Source organism: Pontivivens insulae, from assembly GCF_900302495.1.
In the GTDB taxonomy this organism is placed as follows: Bacteria; Pseudomonadota; Alphaproteobacteria; order Rhodobacterales; family Rhodobacteraceae; genus Pontivivens; species Pontivivens insulae.
Genome location: NZ_OMKW01000002.1, coordinates 122,403 through 145,435, shown reverse-complemented (window position 1 = coordinate 145,435; position 23,033 = coordinate 122,403). Strand labels below are relative to the sequence as shown.

Here is a 23,033-nt window from a genome sequence, read left to right as displayed (position 1 = left end):
TCTCAACACGAGAAGGAGAAGAGCATGGCCAAAGAAAAGCGCGCGATGCGGCTCGCAGATCGCCCGGAATTCGCCACCAAACCGGCGCCATTGACCACGACGGCCGATGTCAGCATTCGCGCCGCAGTCGATATGATGGCAGAGCGCGACTATGGCTCCGTCTTCATCGTGGATGATGAGAATAAGGTCATCGGCGTCTTGACCGAGCGCGACATTATCAAACGCGTCGTCAGCAAAGGGGTCGATACCGACACCACGCCGATCAGCACAGTGATGACCGCAAACCCGCGCGTCGCGACAGAAGATGACGATTTGCTCGACTGGTTGCGCATCATGTCGAATGAACGGTTTCGCCGTTTGCCGGTTGTCGATGCGGATGGGCGCATTAAGGCGGTGTTCACCCAGGGCGATTTTGTCAGCTATACGTGGCCCGATCTCGTATATCAGGCCCAGCAATATGCGCGGGCCCAGATCGCCTCCAACTTCCCGATCCTGCTGATTGGTGGCGGCATTGCCGTCTATACAATCCTGATGGCACTCGTCTTCAGCTCGATGGACTAGGCACTGTGATCTGAAAGACAGCCAAGGGTCGTCGCCGTCAGGCTGCGCCCGGTCTCCTGCAAGGTCAGATGGGTGCGGTCCGCCCCAGCGTCCCCAAGACTCTGCAACTCGTCCGCATGAAAGGCATGGGCGACAATCGGTCCGTCAAAACCCTTCTTGCGCAGCGCCCGTGCGGCAATCAGCTTTGCCTCAATATCATTCATCGCCAGAACGGCCGCATGTATGCCCGATATGTCGACATGCGACCACAGCGAGGCGTCTTCTGCATCTGCAAAGATGACGTTCACGTCCGCTTCCTTCAGCTCCTCCACCCGGTAAGTATCTCCGTCCAGGCCAATTGGCGTGCGGCCAGCCTCAACCATGGCGTCGTAAGCCGCGTGCCCAGTGCGCCCCATCCCCAAAATCAGAATATCCGCCGTCCCAAGATCTGCAGGCTTTTCATCTGGTCGGCGCGTCTTTCTTTCGAACCGGGCCAGTCTCGGCTCCAGCACATCAATCATCCGGTGAGCGTTCCGGTTCAGCGGCGCAGCGATGATGAAAGACAGCGATAATGCAATGGCCAGCGGCACCAAGAATGGCTCCGCGTCGGGGATGCCCGCCGCCACGATCAGTCCAAACTCGCTATAGGCCGTCAGGGACAATGCCGCGAGAAAGGCCGAACGCACCCGCAGGCCAAAGGCAACCAGCAAGGCAAAGAACAACACCCCTTTCAACGGCAGCAGCAGGGCCATGACCGCAGCAAAGATCAGGGCTTCCATATCGGGCAAACCACTCATCCCGATCGACAGGAAGAAACCGACAAGAAACAGCTCTTTCACCGCCCAAAGCGCCTTGCCGACTTCCTCCGCACGGGCGTGGCCCGAGACGATCAATCCCATGACCAACGCCCCGATTTCACCTTTCAGGCCAATCGCTTCAAAGCCGACGCCGCCGACCACAAGGGCGAGCATCACGCTCGTAACAAGCAGCATTTCATCGCGCCCGGCCATGTCGAGAATGCGATAGATCACCGGGCGCAGCAGCGGGGCGGCAAAGATCAACAGCGCCCAGGGCCCCGGCAAGTCACCCGCAAAGACTGCCAGAACCACCAGCGCAATAATGTCCTGCACGATCAGGATACCGATGGCGACGCGCCCATGATAGACGCGCATCTCCCGCTTGGCCTCCAACAGCTTGGCGGACAGCACGGTCGACGAAAAGGCAAGCGCGATCCCGACTAACAAGGCGGTCAGCCAATTTTCTGAGAAAAACCAATAGGCAACCGGGGAAAACAGCGCGACGGACAGGGCAAAATGCAAAAGCGCACCGCCCACAACCGGGGGATTGCCAATCTGACGCAGCTTCAGCTTCAGCCCGACGGTGAACAGCAGCAGCACAACGCCCAGATCTGCAACATAGTCGAGGATCGGCCCCGTCTCAGGCGACATGCCAAGATCGGGTCCAAACATGTTGATCGTGAAGCCCGCGATCAAAAAGCCGATCAGCGGCGGAAGGCCCAGCGGCCGCATGGCCATTCCGAACAGGAAGGCCGCACCGATCACGAACAACTCAAACGCCATCACACCTCCCCATACGCTGCTGCGATGTCCGAGAATGATAAGCCGCCGTCACGCTCAGTCGATACTGTCGGCGCGATCCCGCAAATCCGCCTGAAGGTCTTCTGGTGTGGCAAGGCGGCGAAATGCCCAGTTGGCTATGCCACTGCCCACGATCCACGCCCCGAAAAAGCCAACAAATGGCAGGACCAAACCGTCAATCGCAAGAAATGCCATCAGTGCCGCCCCGCAGGCGAGCACTTGCAGGACCAGCTTTACGATCCGTGCGCGGCTCACGCCTGTCCCAGCTTTTTCAACCGTGCCGCACGCAGACGGGCGAAATCGTCGCCGGCGTGATAGCTTGAGCGGGTCAGCGGCGTTGCGGACACCATCAGAAAGCCCTTGCCATAGGCGGCCTTCTCATAGCTTGCGAACTCGTCCGGGGTCACAAAGCGGTCAACGCGATGGTGCTTCGGCGTCGGCTGAAGGTACTGACCGATGGTCAGGAAATCGATATCGGCGGCACGCATGTCGTCCATGACCTGATGCACGGCCTGCTTGTCCTCGCCCAATCCGACCATGATCCCCGACTTGGTGAACATCGACGGATCAAGCTCTTTCACCCGCTGCAACAGACGCAGGGAGTGGAAATACCGCGCGCCGGGGCGCACTTCCGGATAAAGGCCGGGCACCGTTTCAAGGTTGTGGTTGAACACATCCGGCTTCGCCTCAACCACCACTTCCAGCGATCCGGGCTTTGACTTGATGAAATCGGGCGTCAGGATCTCGATCGTGGTGCCGGGCGCCTGCTTGCGCACCGCGCGGATGGTCTGGGCGAAATGCTCTGCCCCGCCATCCTCAACATCATCACGGTCGACGGAGGTGATGACGACGTGGTTCAGACCCAGCTTTTTCACAGCAGCCGCAACCCGGCCCGGCTCGAACACGTCGAGCGCCTCTGGCGGCTTGCCGGTCGCGATGTTGCAGAACGTGCAGGCGCGTGTGCACACCTCGCCCATGATCATCATGGTCGCATGGCCCTGGCTCCAACACTCGCCCACATTGGGGCAGCCTGCCTCCTCACACACGGTGACGAGCTTGTTTTCACGCATGATCTTGGCCGTCTCGTGATACCCCTTCGACGTCGGGGCCTTCACACGGATCCAATCGGGCTTGCGCGGCTGCGCATTGTCAGGGCGATGGGCCTTTTCAGGATGGCGTTGCTCGGGCAATTTCAGATCGCGCGGTGCCATGGGAACTCCCCTTCCTCTGCTCCATTTGCCCCTACCTAACGCTTTGCGGACGCAATGTCATCTCACCGCACGCCGCACCCCCATGCGTGCGATGCAAGGCTCTTGACTTAAGGTCAAATTCATTGACCTAGTTAGGTCAGGGAGAATGACATAATGAACATCGCATCCAAGACGGGCTACAGCCCGCGCCTTGCCGACCGGATGGAGGGGATGAAAGCCTCCGAAATCCGCGAACTTCTCAAATTGCTGGACCGTCCGGGAATCATCGCCTTTGCCGGTGGCATCCCCGATCCGGTCCTGTTCCCGCAAGACGAGGTCCGCCGCGCATATGATGCAGTCCTCTCAGACTCGGCACAGGCCGCCGCAGCGCTGCAATATTCGGTCAGCGAAGGTGATCCAGAGCTGCGCGATTGGATCTGCGGATACATGGCCGAACGTGGTGTCACCTGCACAAGGGACAACATCCTGATCACCTCTGGCTCGCAACAGGGGCTGGAATTCTTGGGCAAATACCTTCTTTCGCCCGCCGACACCGCCCTTGTCGCGGCACCGACCTATCTGGGCGCGCTTCAGGCTTTTTCTGCCAACCAGCCCACCTACGATCTATTGGGGGGTCCCGGTACGAACCGCACGGCCGCATCTTACGCGGCAGCGGCCACGGCAGCGGGCGGCACGGCCAAATTCGCCTATGTCGTGCCCGACTTTGCGAATCCCAGCGGGGAGACGATGGATGTGGCCGAACGTCGCGCCCTACTGGCTCTGGCCACCGAACTCGACGTCCCGGTGATCGAGGATTCACCCTATGTCACGCTTCGCTATGACGGCGCCCATCAGTCCGCCCTGCAATCGCTCGACGGTGACGACATCAACCAAAGCCGCGTCATCCATTGCGGCAGCTTCTCAAAGGTCTTCACACCCGGTCTGCGCGTCGGTTGGGTCTGCGCCGCGCGACCGGTGATCGAGAAGCTTACGCTGATCAAACAGGCCAGCGACCTCAGCTCCTCAGCCATGAACCAAAAGGTGATGCTCCACCTCGCGCGGACCCGCTACAACCAACAAGTGACTGAAGCAATTGCACATTATCGGCCAAAGCGGGATGCGATGCTCGACGCTTTGCGCACCCACATGCCCGATGGTGTCACCTGGACAGAGCCTGAGGGCGGGTTGTTCGTCTGGGTCACCTTGCCCGACGGCATGGATTGCGCCGCCCTGCTCTCGGAATGTGTCGAGAAGGACGACGTCGCCTTTGTCCCCGGTCACGCCTTCTTTGCCGATGGGACGGGCCGCAACACCCTGCGCCTCAGCTTCAGCCTGCCCCCGCTTGCCGACATCCGACGCGGGATCGCGGCACTGGCAGCGCGCATCAAGGTGGAGATGCTCAAGATCGCGTGAAACGGCTCGCCTCATGCGTGTGTCGCTCCATTTTGAGGGCAGAACGCAGACAGGGAGCACTATGATGATCGATACGAAATTGACGCGACGCGGCGCACTGGCCCTCGGCGGCGCCGCGATTGCATCTCCGGCACTTGCTCAAGTTCCAATGATGGGAACAACGCGCCAGATGTATCGCCGGGTGAAAATCGGTGACTTCGAAGTCACGACCCTGCTCGACGCCGTGCGCGCCGTGCCCGATCCGCACAATATCTTCGGCACCGATCAGGATCCCGCGGATGTCGCGGCTCTGCTTGAGGCCAATAACCTACCCACCGGACAGGCCGAATTCACTTTCTCCCCCACATTGGTCAACACCGGCTCTGAACTGATCCTGTTCGATACCGGCAATGGCCCGCAGGAGGGCGGCACCAGCGGCCTTGTCACGCAAATGGAGGCGGCGGGCTATTCGGCCGATCAGGTCGATACGGTCGTGCTCACCCATATGCATCCCGACCACATTGGCGGCATGACCGATGCCGCTGGGGCGGCGACCTTCTCGAACGCCGCCTACGTCACCGGCGCGACCGAATACAACATGTGGTCACAGGCCGGGAACGACCTGTTCAACGCCAAAGTTGCGCCCTTTGCCGAACAGATGCGCATGATCGAACCGGGTGACAGCGTCGCCTCCGGCGTCGAAGCGGTGGCCGCCTTCGGCCACACCCCCGGTCACATGGCCTATCATATCGAGAGTGCGGGCCAGCGCCTGATGCTGATCGCGGATGCGGCCAACCACTTCGTGTTGTCGATGGAGCGCCCCGATTGGGAAGTGCGCTTCGATCAGGATAAGGCCGCCGCCGCCCAGACCCGCAAGGATCTGCTTGGCATGATCGCCGCAGACGGCATCCCGTTTGTTGGCTATCACATGCCCTTCCCGGCGATCGGCTATCTCGAGGCGGCGGGCGACGGCTTTGAATATACGCCAGAAACCTATCAGCTCGCCTTCTAATCAGAAGGCCAGGGCGCGGGGTGGCCAAGGGCCATCACCCGCGCCCGTTGTATATCAGCAAGGGCGCGCAGGTCAGGTACGGGTCCTGACCCTGCATCCCCGCCATTCTGCCTGCGCAAATCCTCAATGACCTCAGCCTTAGGCGTGATATTGCGCCGGACGCGCCCCCCCGGCAGCGCCGCGATCCATTTGGGAAGTCCCGCAGTGGTAAGGAAGGCAGGCAGGATCGCCGCTTCATAGGGCACCACCCGCACCGGACCGACCTGCTGCCATCGCTCAATCAGCGCGGCATAATCCAGATGCACCTTTGTCATCGGATCATTCACCCAATCAGCCAACGTCCGCGCCTCCCGCACAGTGCGAGAGCGGACCATTTGCGCATGCATCGCTGGCGCCCAGTCCACCGGATTGCGCAGCACCACAACAATCTCTGGCCTGCATCCGGCGAAATGCGCCGCATGACCGGGATGCGGGCCACTCAACCCCTCCGCACTGACCAGCACCGTTCCCCGGTCGGGTAAGGCCCGTAAGAGGTCAGAGACCGGCCCGTGCACGGGATGGGGGATCCCATGATCATTCTGATGGCTCGACGCCTCAAAAAGCGGCGTATGTTTGGGCCAGCGCCCGCCGGTCGCATAATGAAGACCGGTCAGCGCCAAAACTCTGCGATTGCGTGAGAACACATGCTGGATCGCACTCGATCCGGTCTTGTGCATGCCGATATGCAGGATCAGCCGCACAACACGGCTCAGACGAAGTCGAAGCGCACCGACCCCAACCCTTCGACCACCATCTCCGCCGTTTCACCCACTGATACTGGCAACAGTGGCGTATGGGAGCCGCACAGCACGATCATACCCGCGCGAAACTCTGCCCCATGAGGCTGCAAAGTGTTCGCCACATGGGCAAGCGCCTCATAGGGATGCTGCGGCGGTTTGCCCTCTCCGCTCAGATAGCGGGCAGAGCCGACTTTGACCGATGAGCCACCAATCTCGGATCCGGTGCCGGTGCCCAGCACCAGACCGGCATTGAAAACACCAGAGGCGATGATCGAGGGCGCATGCCGCTCTTTCGCCTCGCGCCGGTCGAGCAACTCGAAGGCTGGCACCATCCGCCGCACATAGCGCACAACACTGTCCGCATCGTGAGGGCCCTCGGGCATATCCTCGCCCAAGACGATGGCGATCTCGGGCTCCAGCATCGGCGTGACAAACTCATCTGCGCTGACCTGCGCACCGTCCGGCCGGATCAGCGCCCTGCGCACCCGTGCCGCCGCAGGCGCACTGACGCCATGCGCCGCCATCAAAGCCGGGCTGTTCCATGCGATCTTATAGCCGCCGACCCCGCCTTCGACCCGTGAAAGAGCGCTCTGCACACGGTAGGCCGCTTCCAGATCGGGAAGATCGTTGTAGATGACGAAGGGGGCACCTGACCCGCGATCAGCGGCGATTTCCATCGCCCGCGCCATGGCATCGAAACTCATGCGTCCTCCGCATCCACGCGCAACCGGGTGCGATAGGCCGCAGAGATATGCGCCCGCGTCGCATCATCCGCCGCATCGCCATCCCGCGCCCGGATCGCGTCAACGATCTGGCGATGCTCGGCGAGCGCTTCGGGCGTCCGCCCCTCGGCAGCAAACGAGGTGGAGGTCAACAGCGCCATCGACCGGCGCACGCCCTCCAGCTGCCGGATCAGAAAGCGATTATGCGAGGCGAGGTGGATCTGGCGGTGGAAGCGCTTGTTCGCACGGCTCAACGCGTCGGGATCATCACGATATCCCTCATCCTCGGCCAGCATATCTTCGAGGACCGCGACCTCTTCGGGCGCCGCGTGCTGAGCAGCCAGCCGCGCAGCCAAGCCTTCCAGCTCGGCACGCACCACGTAAAGCTCACCAAGCTGATCATGGTCGAGGGACGCGACGATCAGACTGCGTCCGTCCCGCGCCAGAACCCCTTGCGTCTCAAGACGCTGCAAGGCTTCGCGAATGGGCGTGCGGGACATTCCCAACCGCTCGGCCAATTCGCTTTCGACCAGACGGTTTCCGGGGCGGTATTCCCCCACATCGATCGCCGTAAGGATACGGCCATAGGCGTCGCTCGGGACAGTGTCTGGCATCTGGGTTCTCATAGGTATGCAGCTGTGGACATTAGTGACGGCTTGCACGCCCCGCTGTCAACGATCAGCCAGCGTTTTCCGCCTGATAGACCCAGCCCGCAGCAGGCAGGGCGACGCCAGCCGGGGTAAGATGCTGGGAAAACCGGTCTGCCAGCGCGTCTCGAACCGCATCCCGCACCGCCTTGTCCGTTCCCCGCAGGCGCGCGGCCAGAATGCCGATGCGCATGGTAAAGGCCGTGGCCCGCGTGATCGGATCAGGATCGTCGCCGGTGCTGATGATTGATGTCCGGTCGATGGGCGCAACCCGCACGTTGCGCCAACCGGCCTTCTCCAACATCGCCAGTACCGGCTCCGGGTCGGCCCACCCAAACGGCCCGGCCCCGCCCGCCGGTGGCAGTCGCACAGCCTCGGCCCCCAGAATTGGCTCTGCCGCATCAAGCGGAATACGCGCCCAGCCATTCTCCGCAGCACCCCGCCACACCGCGATGGCGAGCCGCGCATGCGGCACCATCTGGCCGCGCAGATGCGCGTAGGCCGACACCGGATCGTCAAAAAACATCGCACCGCATCGCGAATAGAGCACATCGAAGGGTTCGTCGAAGGCGGCTGTGGCCGCGTCGGCCAATCTCCAGCTGATCTCTGGATCCCGCTGCTTGGCCAGCGCGATCAGATCCGCGCTCACATCAACACCGGTCACCAAACCGCCTGCCGCTTTCAACGCGACAGCCGTATCCCCGGCCCCACAGCCCAGATCCAGCACCCTTTGACCGCTCAAATCGCCAAGGGCCTGCAACGCGCCCTCACCAACAGGACCCAACAGGCCCTCCATCGCATCAGCGCGCGCCGCCCATTCCTGACCGACCCGGCCCTTCCAGTCGTCCAAACCGCTCATCTTGCCCTCGCCATGTTGGCTACTGTGGTCTATCTGCCTTGTATGAAACAGCATTTCGACCATGTGCGCGACTGGGTCTTTGACCTCGACAACACGCTCTATCCACCCTCTGCCCGCCTCTTTGACCAGATGGAGGTGCTGATGACGGACTGGATCGTTCAGAATATCGGTGTCGAGCGGCATGACGCCCACGACATGCGCGACGGTTATCTGCGCGACTACGGCACAACACTGGCGGGATTGCTGCATCACCACGGGATCGAGCCTGATCCCTTTCTCGACCACGCCCACGAACTGGACCTCAGCGCACTTGTCCCCGCACCAGATCTGCATGCGGCAATCGCCGCGCTGCCGGGCCGAAAGATCGTCTACACCAATGGAACCCGCAAACATGCCCACCGCGTGATCGCGGCCCGCGGGCTGCAGGGGCTCTTCGATGCGGTCTACGGGATCGAGGATGCCGACTATCTGTCAAAGCCGTCCAAGGATGCATTTGGGCGCGTCTTTCACATCGGCGACGTGGACACCGCCCATGGCGCAATGTTCGAGGACAGCCTCGAAAATCTGGAGGTGCCCCACGCGCTGGGAATGCGCACGGTCTGGATCGGCCCCACGGCTGAGGACGAACCGGATTTCGTGGACTTCGCCACCAATGATCTCACCGGCTTTTTGATGCGGGTCAATGCGGGACTGGCCGGGGAGTGATGGCCTGCGGCACCACACCGCTTCCAATCCCCGCGAAAGGTCATAGATTCAAACCATGATACAGAAGACTGACATCCTTGTCGCCGGGGGCGGAATTGCCGGGCTGATGGCCGCGATGACATTCGCCCATCGCGGATATGACGTGATCTGTGCAGATCCCGCGCCCCCCATCACGGATCAAGCCGATGCCGGGTCTGATCTGCGCTCCACGGCCTTCCTGCTGCCCGCGGTCGAGATGTTTGACCAGATTGGTCTCTGGTCCCACCTCGCCCCACACGCGGCAGAGTTGAACACAATGCGCCTCTGCGATGCCGGAGGGGTGGAGAACGTGATCCGCGAAACGGCCGATTTTGTCCCGGAGGAGATCGGCCAGCCTCGGTTCGGATACAATCTGCCCAACCTTGCCCTCCGGCGGGAAATGGCAGGCTTTGCACAATCGGCTGACCGGCTCGACCTCCGCTTTGGCACCGGCGTGCGCAACGTGCTAACCCGGACATCGCACGCCTTGGTTACCCTGACAGATGGAACGCAGGTTGAGGCCGAGCTTGTCATTGGCGCCGATGGGCGCAGTTCCCCAGTCCGTGAAAGTGCCGGAATTTCGGTGCGCACGACGCGCTATGGGCAAAAAGCAATCGTCTTTGCGGTCAGCCACGCCCAGCCCCATGATGGCATCTCGACCGAAATTCACCGCACCGGTGGCCCGTTCACCCTTGTCCCACTGCCTGATGCGCCAACTGGCACGCACCGCTCTGCCATCGTGTGGATGGAAACTGGCCCCAAGGCCAGCGCATTGATGGAACTGGATGAAGCGGCCTTTACCGCTGCCGCCACCGAACGCTCCTGCCATGTGCTCGGGCCACTCACGCTCGAAAGCCCGCGGCGCATCTGGCCCATCATCTCGCAAGAGGCGCAAGCCCTCACCGCACGGCGCATTGCCCTGATCGCCGAAGCGGCCCATGTCATGCCGCCTATCGGTGCACAGGGCCTGAACACGTCCTTTGCAGACATCGCAGCACTGCGCGATGCCTCTACCCGTCATGGCCTTGGCACACCCGAAATGCTGGCCGACTATGCCAGCGCGCGCAGCCGGGACATCAGCTTGCGTGAACGGGGTGTCGAATGGCTCAACCGGGCGGCCATGACCGACGTTCAGGCGCTGCGCGACCTGCGGCGCCGGGGCCTAGCCGCCATTTCGGGTCTCGCACCAATCCGCCAGACCGCAATGCGCACCGGCATGGGGCTTTCGCGCCCCGGACAGTAGCAAATATTGACTCAACGCCTCGCGACCATGCACGCTACCCCTCCCAACAGAGGAGACATGCAATGTCGAACAAAGGTCAAAAGCCCGGGTCCACCGGCCAGCAATCCATGCCCGGCAGCGGCACCAAAGGACCAAAGCCTACCGGCCCCGTGACGGACGAGCCGGATAAGAGCTGAGCACTCACCCTCTTTGTGACGCAGGCCCGGCCCGCCGCCGGGCCTGTTTCGTTTCAGACAGAGTGCTCGACCGGCCAGGCCCTGCGTGAAGCGATACAAATCCCCAATTGTGCGCATGGGCAAAGGCCCGCCGGGCGTGCATAAGGGCGTGACGCTATCCTGGACCTCGCCCCATGCTCACCGTTCTGGCCAATCCGATCCTGCCGATCTTCGCGATCCTTGGTATCGGCGTTTTGTGTGGCTGGCGCGGCTGGTTTGACGCGGACTTTGCCCGCACGATCAATCGCTTCGTCTTCTATATCGCGCAACCGGCCCTGATCTTCTTCATCGTGGCACGCGCGCCGTTCGAAGGGTTCGATTACCGCGTCCTGTCGCTCTACTTCATCGCGCAAATGCTGGTCTATGGCGGCACAGCACTTCTGGCGTACCGGGTTTTCGGCCGGGAGGTGAGAGAAGCGCTGTTGCTCGGCATGACCTGCGCCTTCGTCAATCACGTCTTCTACATCCTGCCAATCGCCGAGCAGCTCTATGGCGAGGAAGCCGCCTTCGCCATTGCGGGCATCATCGTGATCGACCTTGCCGTGCTCTACTGTGGGACGATCCTGATCATGGACATCCTCGCTGCTGGCACAGCGCGCCCGGTCAAAGTCGCGGGCATGCTTTTGCGCAATCCGGCCCTGATCGCCATCACCGCAGGCCTGATCGTCTGGGCGACAGAGCCGTTGGCGCCGCAAGGCCTCTTTACCTACGCTGAGTTCGTGGGCCGCGCCGCGCCGCCCGCCTCTCTCTTTGCGCTGGGGATCATCATGGCAGGCGCAATCGCGTGGCCCGACCGGCTGACCTCCGCCATCATCGGGATCAAGGTCTTTGCCCACCCGCTGCTGCTGGCCCTTTTGTTCTTCTTTATCGAGGTCGATGCGGACAAGTCGCAAATCGCGCTGCTCGTCTCAGCCGGGCCATGCGGGGCCATGGCCTTCGTCATTGCCCTGCAATACGGGGTCGAGACGCGCACCCTGGCCCGCGCCATCCTGATGACCTCTGTCCTGACCCTCTTCACACTCGCATGGATGACAGCATGACCCTGACCATTCGCCCCCTCGCACCCGAAGATAGAGATGCGTGGTCAGCTCTTTGGCGCGACTACCTGACGTTCTACAAATCGAGCGTCCCGCAAGAAGTCTATGACAGCTCTTTCGAGCGGATGCTGGGCGATGATCCGCGCGATTTCTCCGGCATGATTGCTTTGAAGGAGGGGGAGGCTGTGGGCCTCGTCCACTATCTTTTCCATCGCCACGGCTGGAAGATTGAGGAGGTTTGCTACCTTCAGGACCTCTACGTCTCGCCCGCCGCCCGCGGCACGGGCGCAGGCCGTAAGCTGATTGAGGTTGTCTATGCGGCGGCCGACGCCCACGGCGCACCCTCCGTCTATTGGTTGACGCAAGATGGCAACGCCACGGCCCGCCAGCTTTATGATCGGATCGCCACGAAAAGCGACTTCATCAAGTACCAGCGCTAGGGGCGCCGCACGCTCACAGACCGGACGAGATCGGCGTCAAAAAGGCGTCTATCGCCTGATCCTGCGCGCGGATCATTTCAGCCAGCGCCTCTACCCCCTCGTCGGTGGCTGGCCACCGAGCCTCAACCAGGATCCTGTCATTGAGCGCCATCGCAGGCAGATGACAGGCGGAAGCCTCGCAATAGGCCACCACGGGGCCTGCCGCGTCGAAAGGCGATGCAATCTGACAGCTCAGTCCATTCGTCTGATCCACGCACAGAATATCCGCCCCACGGAAGATCGCCGCATCATGTCCCGCAACCGCTGCGCGATGAGGCATCGCGGCCTCCTGTGCAAATCGCAAACTGTCTTGGGCAACAAAGACGGACAGAGAGTCAAACACACTGTCGAGACGCGCAACCCTGAAACCGATGCGGCTCACAACCGGCATCGGATTGCCATGGCCATCGCGCGACAACGGTGAAACTGTGACGCACTCAGTTGCAGCAGCCTCTAACAATGTCTCGCCAGCAAAGCCCTCCGCCCGCACCACCGGCCCGCCCCGATGCAACGCGCCCTCGGCGTCGGGCAGGCCAAAGTCGACGAAGCGATAGAAGTCGGGGCACGGCTCTGCCTGTGCCCTCAGGGGCGCCAGGAAAACAGCGATCAACCCAAGCCGTCGAAACATGCGTGCACCCCCTTTCGTCTTTCCGCACCCTAGCCAAAACACCGCCCGCAAAAAACTGACATCTATTTGAAACTTCTCCCGGCGAACGCCGTGGTTAGGGGCATGACGGATCGGAAAAACCGAAACGCCACTGCCTTGAAAGGATATTTTATGACCCGCTTCGCTTCCATCACCTCTGTATTGTTGACCACGGCTGCGGCACCCAGCTTTGCCGACGGCCACGCCGGAACCATGGGCTATGCGCTTGCCAATAACGGCACGACGCTCGTGACCATGGACAGCATTGCAGAGCCCGGCGCGATCAACACGTTCGAGCTTTCGACACCGCTCGCCGGCATCGCCTATCGCCCGGTCACGGGGGCGCTGGTGGGCATCGCAGACGGCGCGGTCTATACAGTGAATGCGATGACGGGTGAGTTGACTGATCTCGGCGCGACCTTCGCGGATGAGGCGACCATCGCATCCGGCGCCATGACGGCCTTTGACTTTAACAACGCGATCGACGCGGTGCGTGCCGTCACCTCTGCCGGGGCAAATCTCGTCTACTTCCCCGTCGGCTTTGGGGATGACGATGACCGCGCGAACAGCGTGCTGCGTTTCACGGACCCGTTTTATGCCGAAGGCGACCTGAACGTGGGCACCACACCGATGATCTTTGCGAATGCGTATACGAATGCGATTGCTGGCAGCACCGCGTCCTCAACGTTCCAATACGCCATCGACGCTGAAACCGACAGCCTGGTCAGCCTTGCAAACAATGCCGGTGAGCTGATGACCGTCGGTTCGATCACAGTGGATGGGGCTGCCGTCGACTTCTCTGGCATGGGTGGGTTTGACATCGTTTCCGCAGCCGAGGGCCAGGACGCGGCCTATGCGATCCTTCAGACCGAAGGCGCGTCGACCGCAGGTCTCTACGCCATCAACCTCGAAACAGCCGAGGCGACATTGCTGGCCGATCTCGGCATGGGCGGTTTTACCGGCTTCGCCGTTTCCATGGGCATGTAATCTCCATTCCGATGCGCCATGGGCGGGCGCCTCCCTCAGGGGGCGCCCAACTCAAATCCTGATCGGCATCGTTTACTTGCCGTCAGGTCGACAGGAACAGAGGGTGCGGCTTGGAGGGCGCATCCTCTGTTCGGTCTCAACTTTCCCCCGCGACGCAACGCCCCCCTTGCCCTTCCGCGCGATGATCCCCAAAAACGAAGGGTGACAGGCAGCGCATGAAGGACAGCCCCATGAACGCACTCATCATCGGCATCATCGGGTTGGTCATCGGCGCATGGCGTGCGCGCAAACGGGGTGGCAAAGCGGCGGATATGGCAACATGGGGTTTGGCCCATGGCTTTGCCTTCACCGTCGTCGCGTTCTTCATTCTCATGTGGTTCGACTTCGGCAACAACTGGTTCTTCTGATCCATGTTCCTGCGCTTCTTTGACAATCTGCGGACCGCAAAGCTCCCCGTCTCCCTGCGCGAGTATCTGACGCTGTTGGAGGCGATGGAGCGGGGCGTGGTCATGTATGATGTCGAGGGGTTCTACTACCTCGCGCGGGCAGCCCTCGTGAAGGATGAGCGCAATATCGACCGCTTCGATCAGGTCTTCGCCCATACCTTCAAGGGGATGGAGGAGATCAGTACAGAGCAGATGCTTGAACAGGTCGACCTGCCCGAGGAATGGCTGCGCAAGCAGATGGAAAAGCATCTCACGCGTGAAGAAATGGCGGAGATTGAGGCCCTCGGCGGATTCGAAAAGCTGATGGAGACGCTGCGCGAACGTCTGGCCGAGCAGGAAAAGCGTCATCAGGGCGGCAACAAATGGATCGGCACCGGCGGCACCTCGCCCTTTGGCGCTTACGGCTACAACCCCGAGGGCGTGCGGATCGGACAGAAAGAATCCCGCCACCAACGCGCGGTCAAGGTCTGGGACAAGCGCGAGTTCAAGGATTTCGACGCCACACGCGAGCTGGGCACCCGCAACATCAAGGTCGCGCTCAAGCGCCTGCGCCGCTGGGCCCGCGATGGCGCGGCAGAGGAACTGGACCTGCCCTCCACCATCCGCTCGACCGCAGAGCACGGCTATATCGACGTCCAAACCCGGCCCGAACGGCGCAATGCCGTGAAAGTGCTGCTGTTCCTCGACGTCGGCGGCTCGATGGACCCGCACGTGAAGTTGGTGGAGGAGCTCTTCTCCGCCGCCAAGTCAGAGTTCAAGCATTTCGAACATTTCTACTTCCACAACTGCCTCTACGAGGGCGTGTGGAAAAACAACGCGCGCCGCTGGACCGAGCAGATCCCGACCCACGAGATCCTGCGCACCTATGGCCCTGACTACCGGTGCATCTTCGTGGGCGATGCCTCCATGAGCCCCTACGAGATCGCCTACGCAGGCGGCGCAAATGAGCATTGGAACCCAGAAGCCGGGCAGGTCTGGCTAAACCGCGCCCGCGACCAGTGGACCTCCAACCTCTGGATCAACCCTGTGCCCGAACAGCACTGGCAATACACCCACTCCATCCGCATGATCCGCGAAATCTTCGCCGACCAGATGGTCCCCATGACGCTTGAGGGCTTAGAGCGCGGCATGAAGGCGCTGGCGCGCTGACACAATTCACCGAAAACTAGATAAATTTTGAGGTTTATCTGTAACTTAAACTACACCCAGCTCATCTGAGAGTTGTCGGCGCGAATCTGACAAGTTGCCCTGATTGAGCGCAAAGCCGAAAATGGTCAATTCGTGGCAAAACGTTGAAAACTAACGATCAAATTGCGGCGCTTACGTAAAATTTAGTCGCGCAAATCGTTTCCGAAAACAACGTCCTGAACAACGATGCCCTCACTCGAAAAGCAACAGAGGGAGGTCAGAATGGCCCTTTTTTCACTATCCGCAGTCGTCAAGTGTAAACACTTCCCCGAATACAGTTTGTATATCTCCGGTGACTCCGCCGGCAAGCCCAGCCCCTATGGCGTCGGCGTAGCTATTTTGCGAACGGATGGTTCTGGCATCGACCCGGTAAATCTCGTGTGCATGCCCGGCCCTGACCCGGACAAGAACGACGTGTATTTCGTTTTCCAAGAGCAGAATAATCAGAAGATTTACCTCCGTGCTGAACCCAATCAGGGTACGTTCAATTGCCAGTACGACGACGACGTTCCCACTGTAGACAGTTGGGAAGCATTCAGGATTGAACCCGTCGCTGACGGGGATGAAGGCGATGTCGTGTTGCTGCCCGTTGTTTGGAACAAATCATCAGATAAGCCGGGCCAGTGCGTCATCGTAAAACAAGGCGGCCCGAATACCTTTCAGCTGTTTGATTACGACCCCGACAATGTCAATCCGGCGGCAGTTTTCACGATCACATCGCCTTAATCGCAATTCTAGGAGCGCAGGCCCGATGATCGGGCCTGCGTCTTGACGGACAGAGGTTCCGTAGGCTGCACCAGATTGAACGCTAAGAACACACCTCGTGATTGTGCCGCTGGCGTGCCCCAAGCCAAACGACCATTCTTTAGCTGTCGAACAACCATCGAAGCATCCTCGCAGTCTGCAATTGGAGGCTTGATTTGCCCCAATTGCGCCATGACGCTTGCATCCTTCCGCCGCTGCGGACCACTCTCACCCCATGACCAAAGACACCTCCACCGAAGAGAGCCAGCACAACGCCGCCAAGCGCCGGGCTAAGGGAGAGTTCGTGCGTGGCGTCAGCGGCTTTCGCCATGCCGTCGGCGACCCGGGCTTTCCGGCGGAACCGGGGCGCTATCATCTCTTCGTTGCGCTCAACTGCCCGTGGTGCCACCGCGTCACCCTCGCGCGCGCCGTGCTGGGCCTGCAAGACAGCATCACGATGGACGTGGCCTTCCCCAACCGCACAACCGAGGACGACCCAGTTGGCCCCAATCTGTGGGAGTTCTCCCCTGCCCGCACCGCCAGCCTGACCGGCACGACGCTCCCCGAATGTACGGCGGAGACGGGCACGGGTGAGGGCCTGCGGCTGGCCAAGCAAATCTACCAGCGCGAGGGATCAGACGAACAATCCGTCCCGATCCTCTACGACAAGATCGCGGGCCGCATCGTGAACAACGAAAGCGCAGAGATCCTGCGCATGCTCGATGCTCATGCAGCAGCGCTCGGCGCCCCGGCAAATCGACCGCGACTCTTGCCCGAAGACCAGGCGACACGCCAACAGATCGAAGAGCTCAACGACCGCATCTATGTCACGATCAACAACGGGGCCTACAAGGCGGGCTTTTCGTCAGACCAACAGGTCTACCAAGCCGCCTACACCGCCTATTTCGAGACACTTGCCTTCCTCAACAACCTGCTGTCTGACGGCCGTTCCTTCCTGACGGGCGATGCGTTCACCGAAGCGGACTTGCGCCTCTTTCCAACGCTCTATCGCCACGACCCGGTCTATTACCTGCGCATGAAGCTGAACGGGGCCAAGATCCTCGACTATCCCCACCTCTGGCGTTGGTTGTGCCGGGTCCATGGGCTCGATGGTGTCGCGGAGGCGGGATCGCTGATCCATTGCAGACAGGGCTATTTCGGACGCTCGTGGAATGGTGTGATCCCGCTGGGCCCCCACGCGCCCATGCCCTACCCGGAGGCCTATGCGCATCCGGAACTTGCCCGCGACTGACCCCGCTACATACCCACGCCGATCAATCCGGCCAGTGCCAGAAAAATCACCCATTGCGGCATCGGTTTGAGGGAGCCAAGGCGGCTCCACCCATACCAAAGGAACAACCCAGCCCATCCGACGCAGATTGCGATCAGCGTCCAAGCCAATCCCGGCTCATCCGCGACGACCAGCCAGGCCGTGGCCCCGGCCATCACGGCAAGAACAACGGTGACCGCGTGCCACAGCACCGCCGACATCGCGCGCAACCCTGTGGACAGCGCGCTGCCCTGAATAGGCCGATGGATCTCCGGCCCGCCCATCCAGACATGTATTCCAAAAGTCAGCGCAGACAGCGCGCTGGCCACAATCATCGCAACGGACATGGCAGGTCTCCTGATTCCATACGGTAGCGTATGGTTTGCACAATCCCTTGTCGCTGTCCATACGCTTCCGTATGGTTTCAATATGCCCAAACAACGCCTCACCAAAACCGACTGGATCCTTGCCGCCTTCCGTGCCCTCGCGACGGGGGGACCAGCCGCGCTGAAGGTCGAACCGATTGCCCGGTCCATCGGCAGCACCAAAGGATCGTTCTATTGGCATTTCGAAGGGCCAACGGCGCTGCGCGATGCGATGCTCTCCTATTGGGAAGCGTCCGCTCTCACGAGGATCATCGACCAGCTCGACCCCCTGCCCCCCGGCGCTGCAAGACTGCGCAAACTGGCCGATCTTCTCGACCTCGCGCTTGCCGAACCGCATGGCGGCGCGCGCGGCGAACCCGCATTGCGCGACTGGGGGCGCTTCGATCCGGTCGTCGCAGCGCGCGTGGCAGCTGTGGATGAACAGCGCATCGCCTATGTCGCCAAATGCCTGACAGAGGCACAGCTGCCGACAGAGCCACATGCAAGGCTGCTCTATGCAGCCAATCTTGGATTGGAGGCGCTCGCCGCAGATGGCGGATCACGCATCAGCCCACCTGTCCATGCGCTGCTCGATCTCTATGGTGTCCCACAAATGCCACCAGGCTATGTGCCATAATATCGGTGCACGGGTTGTGTACGTCCTGTGCACGCTTTGTGCACAGCTTTTTCAGGTCGACTTGCCGCAGCACATGGGATTGTGAAACGCAGCCACAAGCCCCACCTTATCAGCCATGGCAATGCTAGTTCCAATTCTGATCGCCGTAATCTCTGGCCTGGTCATGTGGCAGTTCTCCAGCCGCACAATGGCCCGACGGCTTGATGCGACCTCAACGCCTCTGCGCGATGCTCAGATCATGGCGATTGTGGATCGGATGGCCCGTGCGCTCGATCTGCCACCATTGAAGGTCTACGTACAGGATACACCTGTTATCAATGGGTTGGCGGCCCCCGATGGCCGCGTCTTCATCACGCGCGGCTTCATGGACAAGTATCGCCTCGGCGAGGTCACTGCAGAAGAGATCGCCTCTGTCATCGCCCACGAACTCGGTCACGTGGCCCTTGGCCACTCTCAACGCCGCATGCTCGACTTCTCCGGCCAGAACGCGATCCGGGTCGTGCTGACCATGGTGATCGGACGTTTCATCCCCTTTATCGGACCATGGCTGGCGAGCATGGCGGTGCAAATGCTGGCGGCCAGATTGAGCCGTGATGACGAATACGAAGCTGACGCCTATGCCGCTGCTTTACTTACAAAAATAGGGATCGGGATCAGCCCGCAACGCAGCCTGTTTCAAAAGCTGGAGCGGCTCGCAGGCGGGCCCGCGAACACACCTGCATGGTTCATGAGCCACCCGAAAGCAGAACAGCGGATAGCCTCGATCGAGCACCTGGCACGCAACTGGAACCGGAAGCCGCTACCCCGCTAAAGCCTTGGCCAATCTGGGCAATCCCGCACGTTTGAGCAAAGGGCGCAACGGTTGATCCTCTCCCGAAAGCCGCTCGGCTTCTGCCCGAACAGCCTCTACTTCAACGGCAAGTGAGCGTTCCAAATGCAGTTCGAGCAGAAACGAATCCGCCGATTGCGCCGTGAGTTGATGACCGGCGAGGACGCGCGGCGGAAAGTCCTTAAGGTTGCGGGTTACGATCAGATTTGCCTTGGATTCCAACGCCGTGGCCAAAACATGAATGTCGTCAAGATCGGGCAACCAAAGGTCATCACGCGGCGGCGTCAACTGGTTTGCGGCCGGAAAGCGCGCCTCAACGAGCGCGATTTCCACACGCGCCTGCGCCTCGACAGCCGCTCCTGCACGGGCTGCTGCACGGCGCCATTCCTCCAACAGACGTGCTGACCAGATTGGCTCAAAATCTCCGCGTGCAGCAGCACTGAGAAGGATCTCACGTTGAATCGTGGGATAGAGAACGCAGGCATCCAGTACCGCGCGCATTACGCCAGTCGCACCGCAATCGACTTGAGATAGGCGCTTTCCGCCAACATCGGATGAACCGGATGATCAGGCCCGGCAAAGCCGGTATAGATCAGCTGAGCATCCCGCCCGGCGCGCGATACGCCGCGCAGCGAAACCTCACGAAACTTCGCAATATCAGCAGCATGGGAGCAGGAACACAGCACCAGATAGCCGCCCGGATTGACAAGGGCGCTGGCCATCCGCGCCACACGCTCGTAAGCGCGCAAGCCCTTGTCCAGTACACCCTTGTTGGGCGCAAAGGCAGGCGGATCGCAGATGACGACGTCGAACTGGGCCCGCTCTTTCGTCAGCTGAGCCATAACCTCGAATGCATCGCCCTTACGCGTATCGAACCGATCCAGAACACCTGCAGCCTCGGCACCCGCCTGCGCAAGCTCCAGCGCCGCCGCTGATCCGTCAACCGCGAGCGCCGATGTCGCGCCTTGAGCCAAAGCCGCAAGCCCGAAGCCACCCACATGCGAAAACACGTCGAGCACATCGCCGCCCTTTGCCAGACCAGCCGCAAAGGCATGGTTGGGCCGCTGATCGAAGAAGAGCCCGGTTTTCTGTCCACCGATCAAGTCGGCCATGTATGTCGCGCCATTCATCGGCACGGGCACCGGCGCCGAGATCGCCCCGGTCGTGACTTCAAGCCCTTCGGGCAGCCCCTCCAGAACACGGGCACGCCCGGACATGTTTTTGACGATGACACTTGCACCGGTAACCCTCACCAATGCGCGCTCCAACACATCCCACATCACATCTGCCCAACACGCATTGGGCTGCACGACGAGCGCATCGCCAAACCGGTCAATGATGACGCCGGGCATGCCGTCAGCCTCTGCATGGACGAGCCGGTAAAACGGCGCATCGAAAAGCGCTTCCCGCAGGGTGAGGGCCTGTCGCAGACGCTTCTCCATCCAAGGTTGATCAATCACCGCGGCCGGGTCACGATCCAGAAGGCGCACCGCGATCTTGCTGTCCGTGTTCACGGTGACCGTGCCAATCGGTTCGCGCTTGTCGTCCTGAAGCGTTGCGATCGCGCCCTTTGGGATGTTCTTCGTGCGGCGGTCGAGCACAAGCTCATCCGCATAAACCCACGGAAACCCATAGCGGACAAGGCGGGCGCGGCCCGGGCGAAGGCGGATGATGGGGCGTTCTGTGCTCATGGCGCGGGCTTACAGGTGATGGCCCCAAAACGAAAGAGCCGCCTCAAAGGGCGGCTCATCGGGGGAGGTCAGATTGCCGATCAGGCGTGACGCGCGGAACCTGCGAAAAGGTTACGTACACCGTCGCGCATCGCGCGGAAGAAGTCGCGGGTCGCCTCGGCGCGCAGCATGTGCGCACGCTCGATGATTTCGCGGGTCTGGTCGGTCTGGCCGTGGTTCAGGTCAAGCATGGCTCACTCCTCGTTCAGTCGTGTCTGCAAGGCCCCTGCCTTGCTTGGGTGACACAAAGATAGGAGTGGGGGCGGCATGCTGCATCGCACAAATGAAGCATCCCGATATGCAGAAAACGCATAGCCTGAAATGGAACTTATGCGGCCCTAGCGGGGCGCGAGATGGCGCAAATAGTGACGCTCCAACCCGCGGAAGGCCAACACGCAGGCAAGTGTGATTGCCATATACAGGATCGCCGCCGTCAAAAACCCTTCATAGGCAAGGTAGTAACGGGCATTCAACGTCCGGCCCGCGCCAAGGATATCCTGGATCGTAATGATGGACGCGATGGAGGAGCCATGCAGCATGAACACCACCTCATTGCCGTATTGCGGCAAGGCCCGCCGCAACGCGCTGGGGATTACCACCAACGCATAGACCTGCCATTTCCGCAGACCCAGTGCCATGGCCGCCTCGATCTGTCCCTTTGGGGTCGTGGCAACCGCCCCGCGAATGATTTCGGTGGCATAGGCGCCGGAGTTCAGGCTGAAGGCGAGCAAGGCACACCACCACGGGCTGCGCAGATAAGCCCAGAAGATCGAGTCCCGCACCGCCTCGAATTGCCCCAGACCATAGTAGATCAGGAAGAGCTGGATCAGCAGCGGCGTGCCACGAAAGGCATAGACATAGGTGCGGATCGCCGGTGACAGATAGCGAACATTGCGGGCCCGTGCGATACCGAACGGCAAGGCAATGCAGAAGCCAATGATCAGGGCAAGGCCCGTCAATTGGACTGTCAGCCAGACGCCCTCGACGAACAGGTCGATATTTTCCCAGACGAGATCAACGCGCATTGGCAAAGCCCCGCTCGTATCGACGCTCAACCAAATCAAGAATGCGCTCGCTCACGAAAGTGATGGCGAGGTAGATGAAGAAGGCCGCGAGGTAGAACCAGAACGGCTCTCTCGTCGAGCGTCCAGCATCGGAGGCGATCCCGACAAGGTCGCTGAGGCCGATCACACTGACCACAGCGGTCGATTTCGCAAGCACCATCCACACGTTCGTGTAGCCCGGTAGCGCGAAGCGGATGATTTGCGGCAGGCTGACAAGGCGCAGGGTTTGAAACCGTTTCATACCAAGCGCATAAGCAGCCTCACGCTGGCCGGTGTCGACCGTCAGATAGGCACCGCGAAACGTCTCCGTCAGGTAGGCGCCATAGATGAACCCGATGGTGATCACACCAGACACAAAGGGCGAGACATCAATGCGCTCAAGCCCCATGGAATTGGTAAACAGGTTGATCAGCCGTTGCCCACCGAAAAAGAACAGGAGCAGCATCACAAGGTCGGGCACCCCGCGTACCAGCGACGTGTAGCCCAATACGACGGTGCGCACGACTGGGCCACCGGTCAGCCGCCCCCATGCACCGAGTGTACCCATAGCGGTCGCCAACGCGAGTGCGAGCACCGCCATCGCGATGGTCACGCCCGTCCCCTTCATAAGAAGGGGCAGATATTCAATGACATTTTCCATATGCGAAGGCCGGCAGGGTTCCCCGCCGGCCAAAGCTTACATCATGCGCCG

28 protein-coding genes are annotated in these 23,033 nt (G+C 61.1%); 14 read left to right on the top strand and 14 right to left on the bottom strand.

Going from position 1 to position 23,033, the window contains the following annotated elements; genetic code table 11:
* Positions 1 to 24: 24 nt before the first annotated feature.
* Positions 25 to 561 carry a CBS domain-containing protein gene (locus POI8812_RS06060; protein ID WP_108781672.1) on the top strand — a complete coding sequence of 179 codons (537 nt, stop codon included), beginning with the start codon at positions 25 to 27 and terminating at the stop codon, positions 559 to 561.
* Here POI8812_RS06060 and POI8812_RS06055 read toward each other — a convergent pair.
* From POI8812_RS06055 to lipA, 3 genes are read right to left on the bottom strand one after another with little or no spacing between them, the layout of a single operon-like run.
* Complete coding sequence (locus POI8812_RS06055) at positions 558 to 2,120, bottom strand: cation:proton antiporter domain-containing protein (RefSeq protein WP_108781671.1); 1,563 nt, start codon at positions 2,118 to 2,120, stop codon at positions 558 to 560. The two genes, POI8812_RS06060 and POI8812_RS06055, sit on opposite strands and share 4 nt — an antisense overlap.
* Positions 2,121 to 2,174: 54 nt before the next feature.
* Positions 2,175 to 2,393 (bottom strand): hypothetical protein, encoded by a 219-nt coding sequence (locus POI8812_RS06050; protein ID WP_108781670.1) that lies wholly within the window; start codon positions 2,391 to 2,393, stop codon positions 2,175 to 2,177.
* A complete protein-coding gene (gene lipA, locus POI8812_RS06045; protein ID WP_108781669.1) occupies positions 2,390 to 3,349 on the bottom strand; it encodes a lipoyl synthase in 960 nt (319 codons plus the stop codon). Before lipA ends, POI8812_RS06050 begins: the two co-directional genes overlap by 4 nt.
* 153 nt (positions 3,350 to 3,502) lie before the next feature.
* On the opposite strand from lipA, the gene POI8812_RS06040 reads away from it, so the two are divergent.
* Positions 3,503 to 4,741 (top strand): aminotransferase-like domain-containing protein, encoded by a 1,239-nt coding sequence (locus POI8812_RS06040; protein ID WP_245895293.1) that lies wholly within the window; start codon positions 3,503 to 3,505, stop codon positions 4,739 to 4,741.
* Positions 4,742 to 4,802: 61 nt separating this feature from the next.
* Entirely contained in the window at positions 4,803 to 5,732 is a 930-nt protein-coding gene (locus tag POI8812_RS06035; RefSeq protein WP_108781668.1) for an MBL fold metallo-hydrolase, read from the top strand.
* Here POI8812_RS06035 and POI8812_RS06030 read toward each other — a convergent pair.
* The 4 genes from POI8812_RS06030 to POI8812_RS06015 all read right to left on the bottom strand — a co-directional run bounded on the left by POI8812_RS06030 (position 5,729) and on the right by POI8812_RS06015 (position 8,739).
* The gene (locus tag POI8812_RS06030) at positions 5,729 to 6,472 is read right to left on the bottom strand and encodes a hypothetical protein (RefSeq protein ID WP_108781667.1); all 744 of its coding nucleotides are present in this window, start codon (positions 6,470 to 6,472) and stop codon (positions 5,729 to 5,731) included. The genes POI8812_RS06035 and POI8812_RS06030 overlap by 4 nt on opposite strands.
* A gap of 8 nt (positions 6,473 to 6,480) precedes the next feature.
* Positions 6,481 to 7,215, bottom strand: a complete 735-nt coding sequence (locus POI8812_RS06025) for a 2-keto-4-pentenoate hydratase (RefSeq protein ID WP_108781666.1) — start codon at positions 7,213 to 7,215, stop codon at positions 6,481 to 6,483.
* Positions 7,212 to 7,847 (bottom strand): GntR family transcriptional regulator, encoded by a 636-nt coding sequence (locus POI8812_RS06020; RefSeq protein ID WP_108781665.1) that lies wholly within the window; start codon positions 7,845 to 7,847, stop codon positions 7,212 to 7,214. Before POI8812_RS06020 ends, POI8812_RS06025 begins: the two co-directional genes overlap by 4 nt.
* Positions 7,848 to 7,911: 64 nt before the next feature.
* The gene (locus POI8812_RS06015; protein ID WP_162844928.1) at positions 7,912 to 8,739 is read right to left on the bottom strand and encodes a class I SAM-dependent methyltransferase; all 828 of its coding nucleotides are present in this window, start codon (positions 8,737 to 8,739) and stop codon (positions 7,912 to 7,914) included.
* A gap of 42 nt (positions 8,740 to 8,781) precedes the next feature.
* Here POI8812_RS06015 and POI8812_RS06010 point away from each other — a divergent pair, with 42 nt between their 5' ends.
* The 4 genes from POI8812_RS06010 (at position 8,782) to POI8812_RS05995 (ending at position 12,397) form a co-directional block, all read left to right on the top strand.
* On the top strand, positions 8,782 to 9,444 hold the full coding sequence (locus POI8812_RS06010; protein WP_108782487.1) for a pyrimidine 5'-nucleotidase: 663 nt from the start codon (positions 8,782 to 8,784) through the stop codon (positions 9,442 to 9,444).
* A 55-nt stretch (positions 9,445 to 9,499) separates the two neighbouring features.
* On the top strand, positions 9,500 to 10,705 hold the full coding sequence (locus POI8812_RS06005) for an FAD-dependent monooxygenase (protein ID WP_108781664.1): 1,206 nt from the start codon (positions 9,500 to 9,502) through the stop codon (positions 10,703 to 10,705).
* A gap of 349 nt (positions 10,706 to 11,054) precedes the next feature.
* The gene (locus POI8812_RS06000) at positions 11,055 to 11,960 is read left to right on the top strand and encodes an AEC family transporter (RefSeq protein ID WP_108781663.1); all 906 of its coding nucleotides are present in this window, start codon (positions 11,055 to 11,057) and stop codon (positions 11,958 to 11,960) included.
* On the top strand, positions 11,957 to 12,397 hold the full coding sequence (locus POI8812_RS05995) for a GNAT family N-acetyltransferase (RefSeq protein WP_108782486.1): 441 nt from the start codon (positions 11,957 to 11,959) through the stop codon (positions 12,395 to 12,397). Before POI8812_RS06000 ends, POI8812_RS05995 begins: the two co-directional genes overlap by 4 nt.
* A 13-nt stretch (positions 12,398 to 12,410) precedes the next feature.
* Here POI8812_RS05995 and POI8812_RS05990 read toward each other — a convergent pair whose 3' ends face one another.
* Entirely contained in the window at positions 12,411 to 13,064 is a 654-nt protein-coding gene (locus POI8812_RS05990) for a hypothetical protein (protein WP_108781662.1), read from the bottom strand.
* A 150-nt stretch (positions 13,065 to 13,214) separates the two neighbouring features.
* Here POI8812_RS05990 and POI8812_RS05985 point away from each other — a divergent pair, with 150 nt between their 5' ends.
* The 5 genes from POI8812_RS05985 (at position 13,215) to POI8812_RS05965 (ending at position 17,699) form a co-directional block, all read left to right on the top strand.
* Positions 13,215 to 14,069 (top strand): DUF4394 domain-containing protein, encoded by an 855-nt coding sequence (locus POI8812_RS05985; RefSeq protein WP_108781661.1) that lies wholly within the window; start codon positions 13,215 to 13,217, stop codon positions 14,067 to 14,069.
* 230 nt (positions 14,070 to 14,299) lie between these two features.
* Positions 14,300 to 14,476, top strand: a complete 177-nt coding sequence (locus POI8812_RS05980) for a hypothetical protein (protein WP_245895291.1) — start codon at positions 14,300 to 14,302, stop codon at positions 14,474 to 14,476.
* A gap of 3 nt (positions 14,477 to 14,479) precedes the next feature.
* On the top strand, positions 14,480 to 15,664 hold the full coding sequence (locus tag POI8812_RS05975; RefSeq protein WP_108781659.1) for a vWA domain-containing protein: 1,185 nt from the start codon (positions 14,480 to 14,482) through the stop codon (positions 15,662 to 15,664).
* Positions 15,665 to 15,925: 261 nt separating this feature from the next.
* Positions 15,926 to 16,429: a hypothetical protein gene (locus tag POI8812_RS05970; protein WP_146186127.1), complete on the top strand. Its 504-nt coding sequence runs from the start codon at positions 15,926 to 15,928 to the stop codon at positions 16,427 to 16,429.
* 253 nt (positions 16,430 to 16,682) lie between these two features.
* Positions 16,683 to 17,699, top strand: a complete 1,017-nt coding sequence (locus POI8812_RS05965; RefSeq protein WP_108781657.1) for a glutathione S-transferase C-terminal domain-containing protein — start codon at positions 16,683 to 16,685, stop codon at positions 17,697 to 17,699.
* Positions 17,700 to 17,704: 5 nt separating this feature from the next.
* Here POI8812_RS05965 and POI8812_RS05960 read toward each other — a convergent pair whose 3' ends face one another.
* The gene (locus POI8812_RS05960) at positions 17,705 to 18,064 is read right to left on the bottom strand and encodes a hypothetical protein (RefSeq protein WP_108781656.1); all 360 of its coding nucleotides are present in this window, start codon (positions 18,062 to 18,064) and stop codon (positions 17,705 to 17,707) included.
* Positions 18,065 to 18,146: 82 nt separating this feature from the next.
* Here POI8812_RS05960 and POI8812_RS05955 point away from each other — a divergent pair, with 82 nt between their 5' ends.
* Entirely contained in the window at positions 18,147 to 18,719 is a 573-nt protein-coding gene (locus POI8812_RS05955; protein ID WP_108782485.1) for a TetR/AcrR family transcriptional regulator, read from the top strand.
* Positions 18,720 to 18,834: 115 nt separating this feature from the next.
* Positions 18,835 to 19,530, top strand: coding sequence for a M48 family metalloprotease (locus tag POI8812_RS05950; protein WP_108781655.1), 696 nt, complete (start codon positions 18,835 to 18,837; stop codon positions 19,528 to 19,530).
* On the opposite strand, the gene POI8812_RS05945 is transcribed toward POI8812_RS05950, so the two are convergent.
* The 5 genes from POI8812_RS05945 to POI8812_RS05930 form a co-directional block, all read right to left on the bottom strand.
* On the bottom strand, positions 19,519 to 20,049 hold the full coding sequence (locus tag POI8812_RS05945) for an RSP_2648 family PIN domain-containing protein (RefSeq protein ID WP_108781654.1): 531 nt from the start codon (positions 20,047 to 20,049) through the stop codon (positions 19,519 to 19,521). The two genes, POI8812_RS05950 and POI8812_RS05945, sit on opposite strands and share 12 nt — an antisense overlap.
* Complete coding sequence (locus POI8812_RS05940; RefSeq protein WP_108781653.1) at positions 20,049 to 21,239, bottom strand: RSP_2647 family RNA methyltransferase; 1,191 nt, start codon at positions 21,237 to 21,239, stop codon at positions 20,049 to 20,051. Before POI8812_RS05940 ends, POI8812_RS05945 begins: the two co-directional genes overlap by 1 nt.
* Positions 21,240 to 21,319: 80 nt before the next feature.
* Complete coding sequence (locus POI8812_RS17625) at positions 21,320 to 21,469, bottom strand: RSP_7527 family protein (protein WP_162844927.1); 150 nt, start codon at positions 21,467 to 21,469, stop codon at positions 21,320 to 21,322.
* Between the two features lie 147 nt (positions 21,470 to 21,616).
* Complete coding sequence (locus POI8812_RS05935; RefSeq protein ID WP_108781652.1) at positions 21,617 to 22,303, bottom strand: ABC transporter permease; 687 nt, start codon at positions 22,301 to 22,303, stop codon at positions 21,617 to 21,619.
* Positions 22,293 to 22,982, bottom strand: coding sequence for an ABC transporter permease (locus POI8812_RS05930; RefSeq protein WP_108781651.1), 690 nt, complete (start codon positions 22,980 to 22,982; stop codon positions 22,293 to 22,295). The genes POI8812_RS05935 and POI8812_RS05930 overlap by 11 nt, the downstream gene beginning before the upstream one ends.
* Between the last annotated feature and the right edge of the window lie 51 nt (positions 22,983 to 23,033).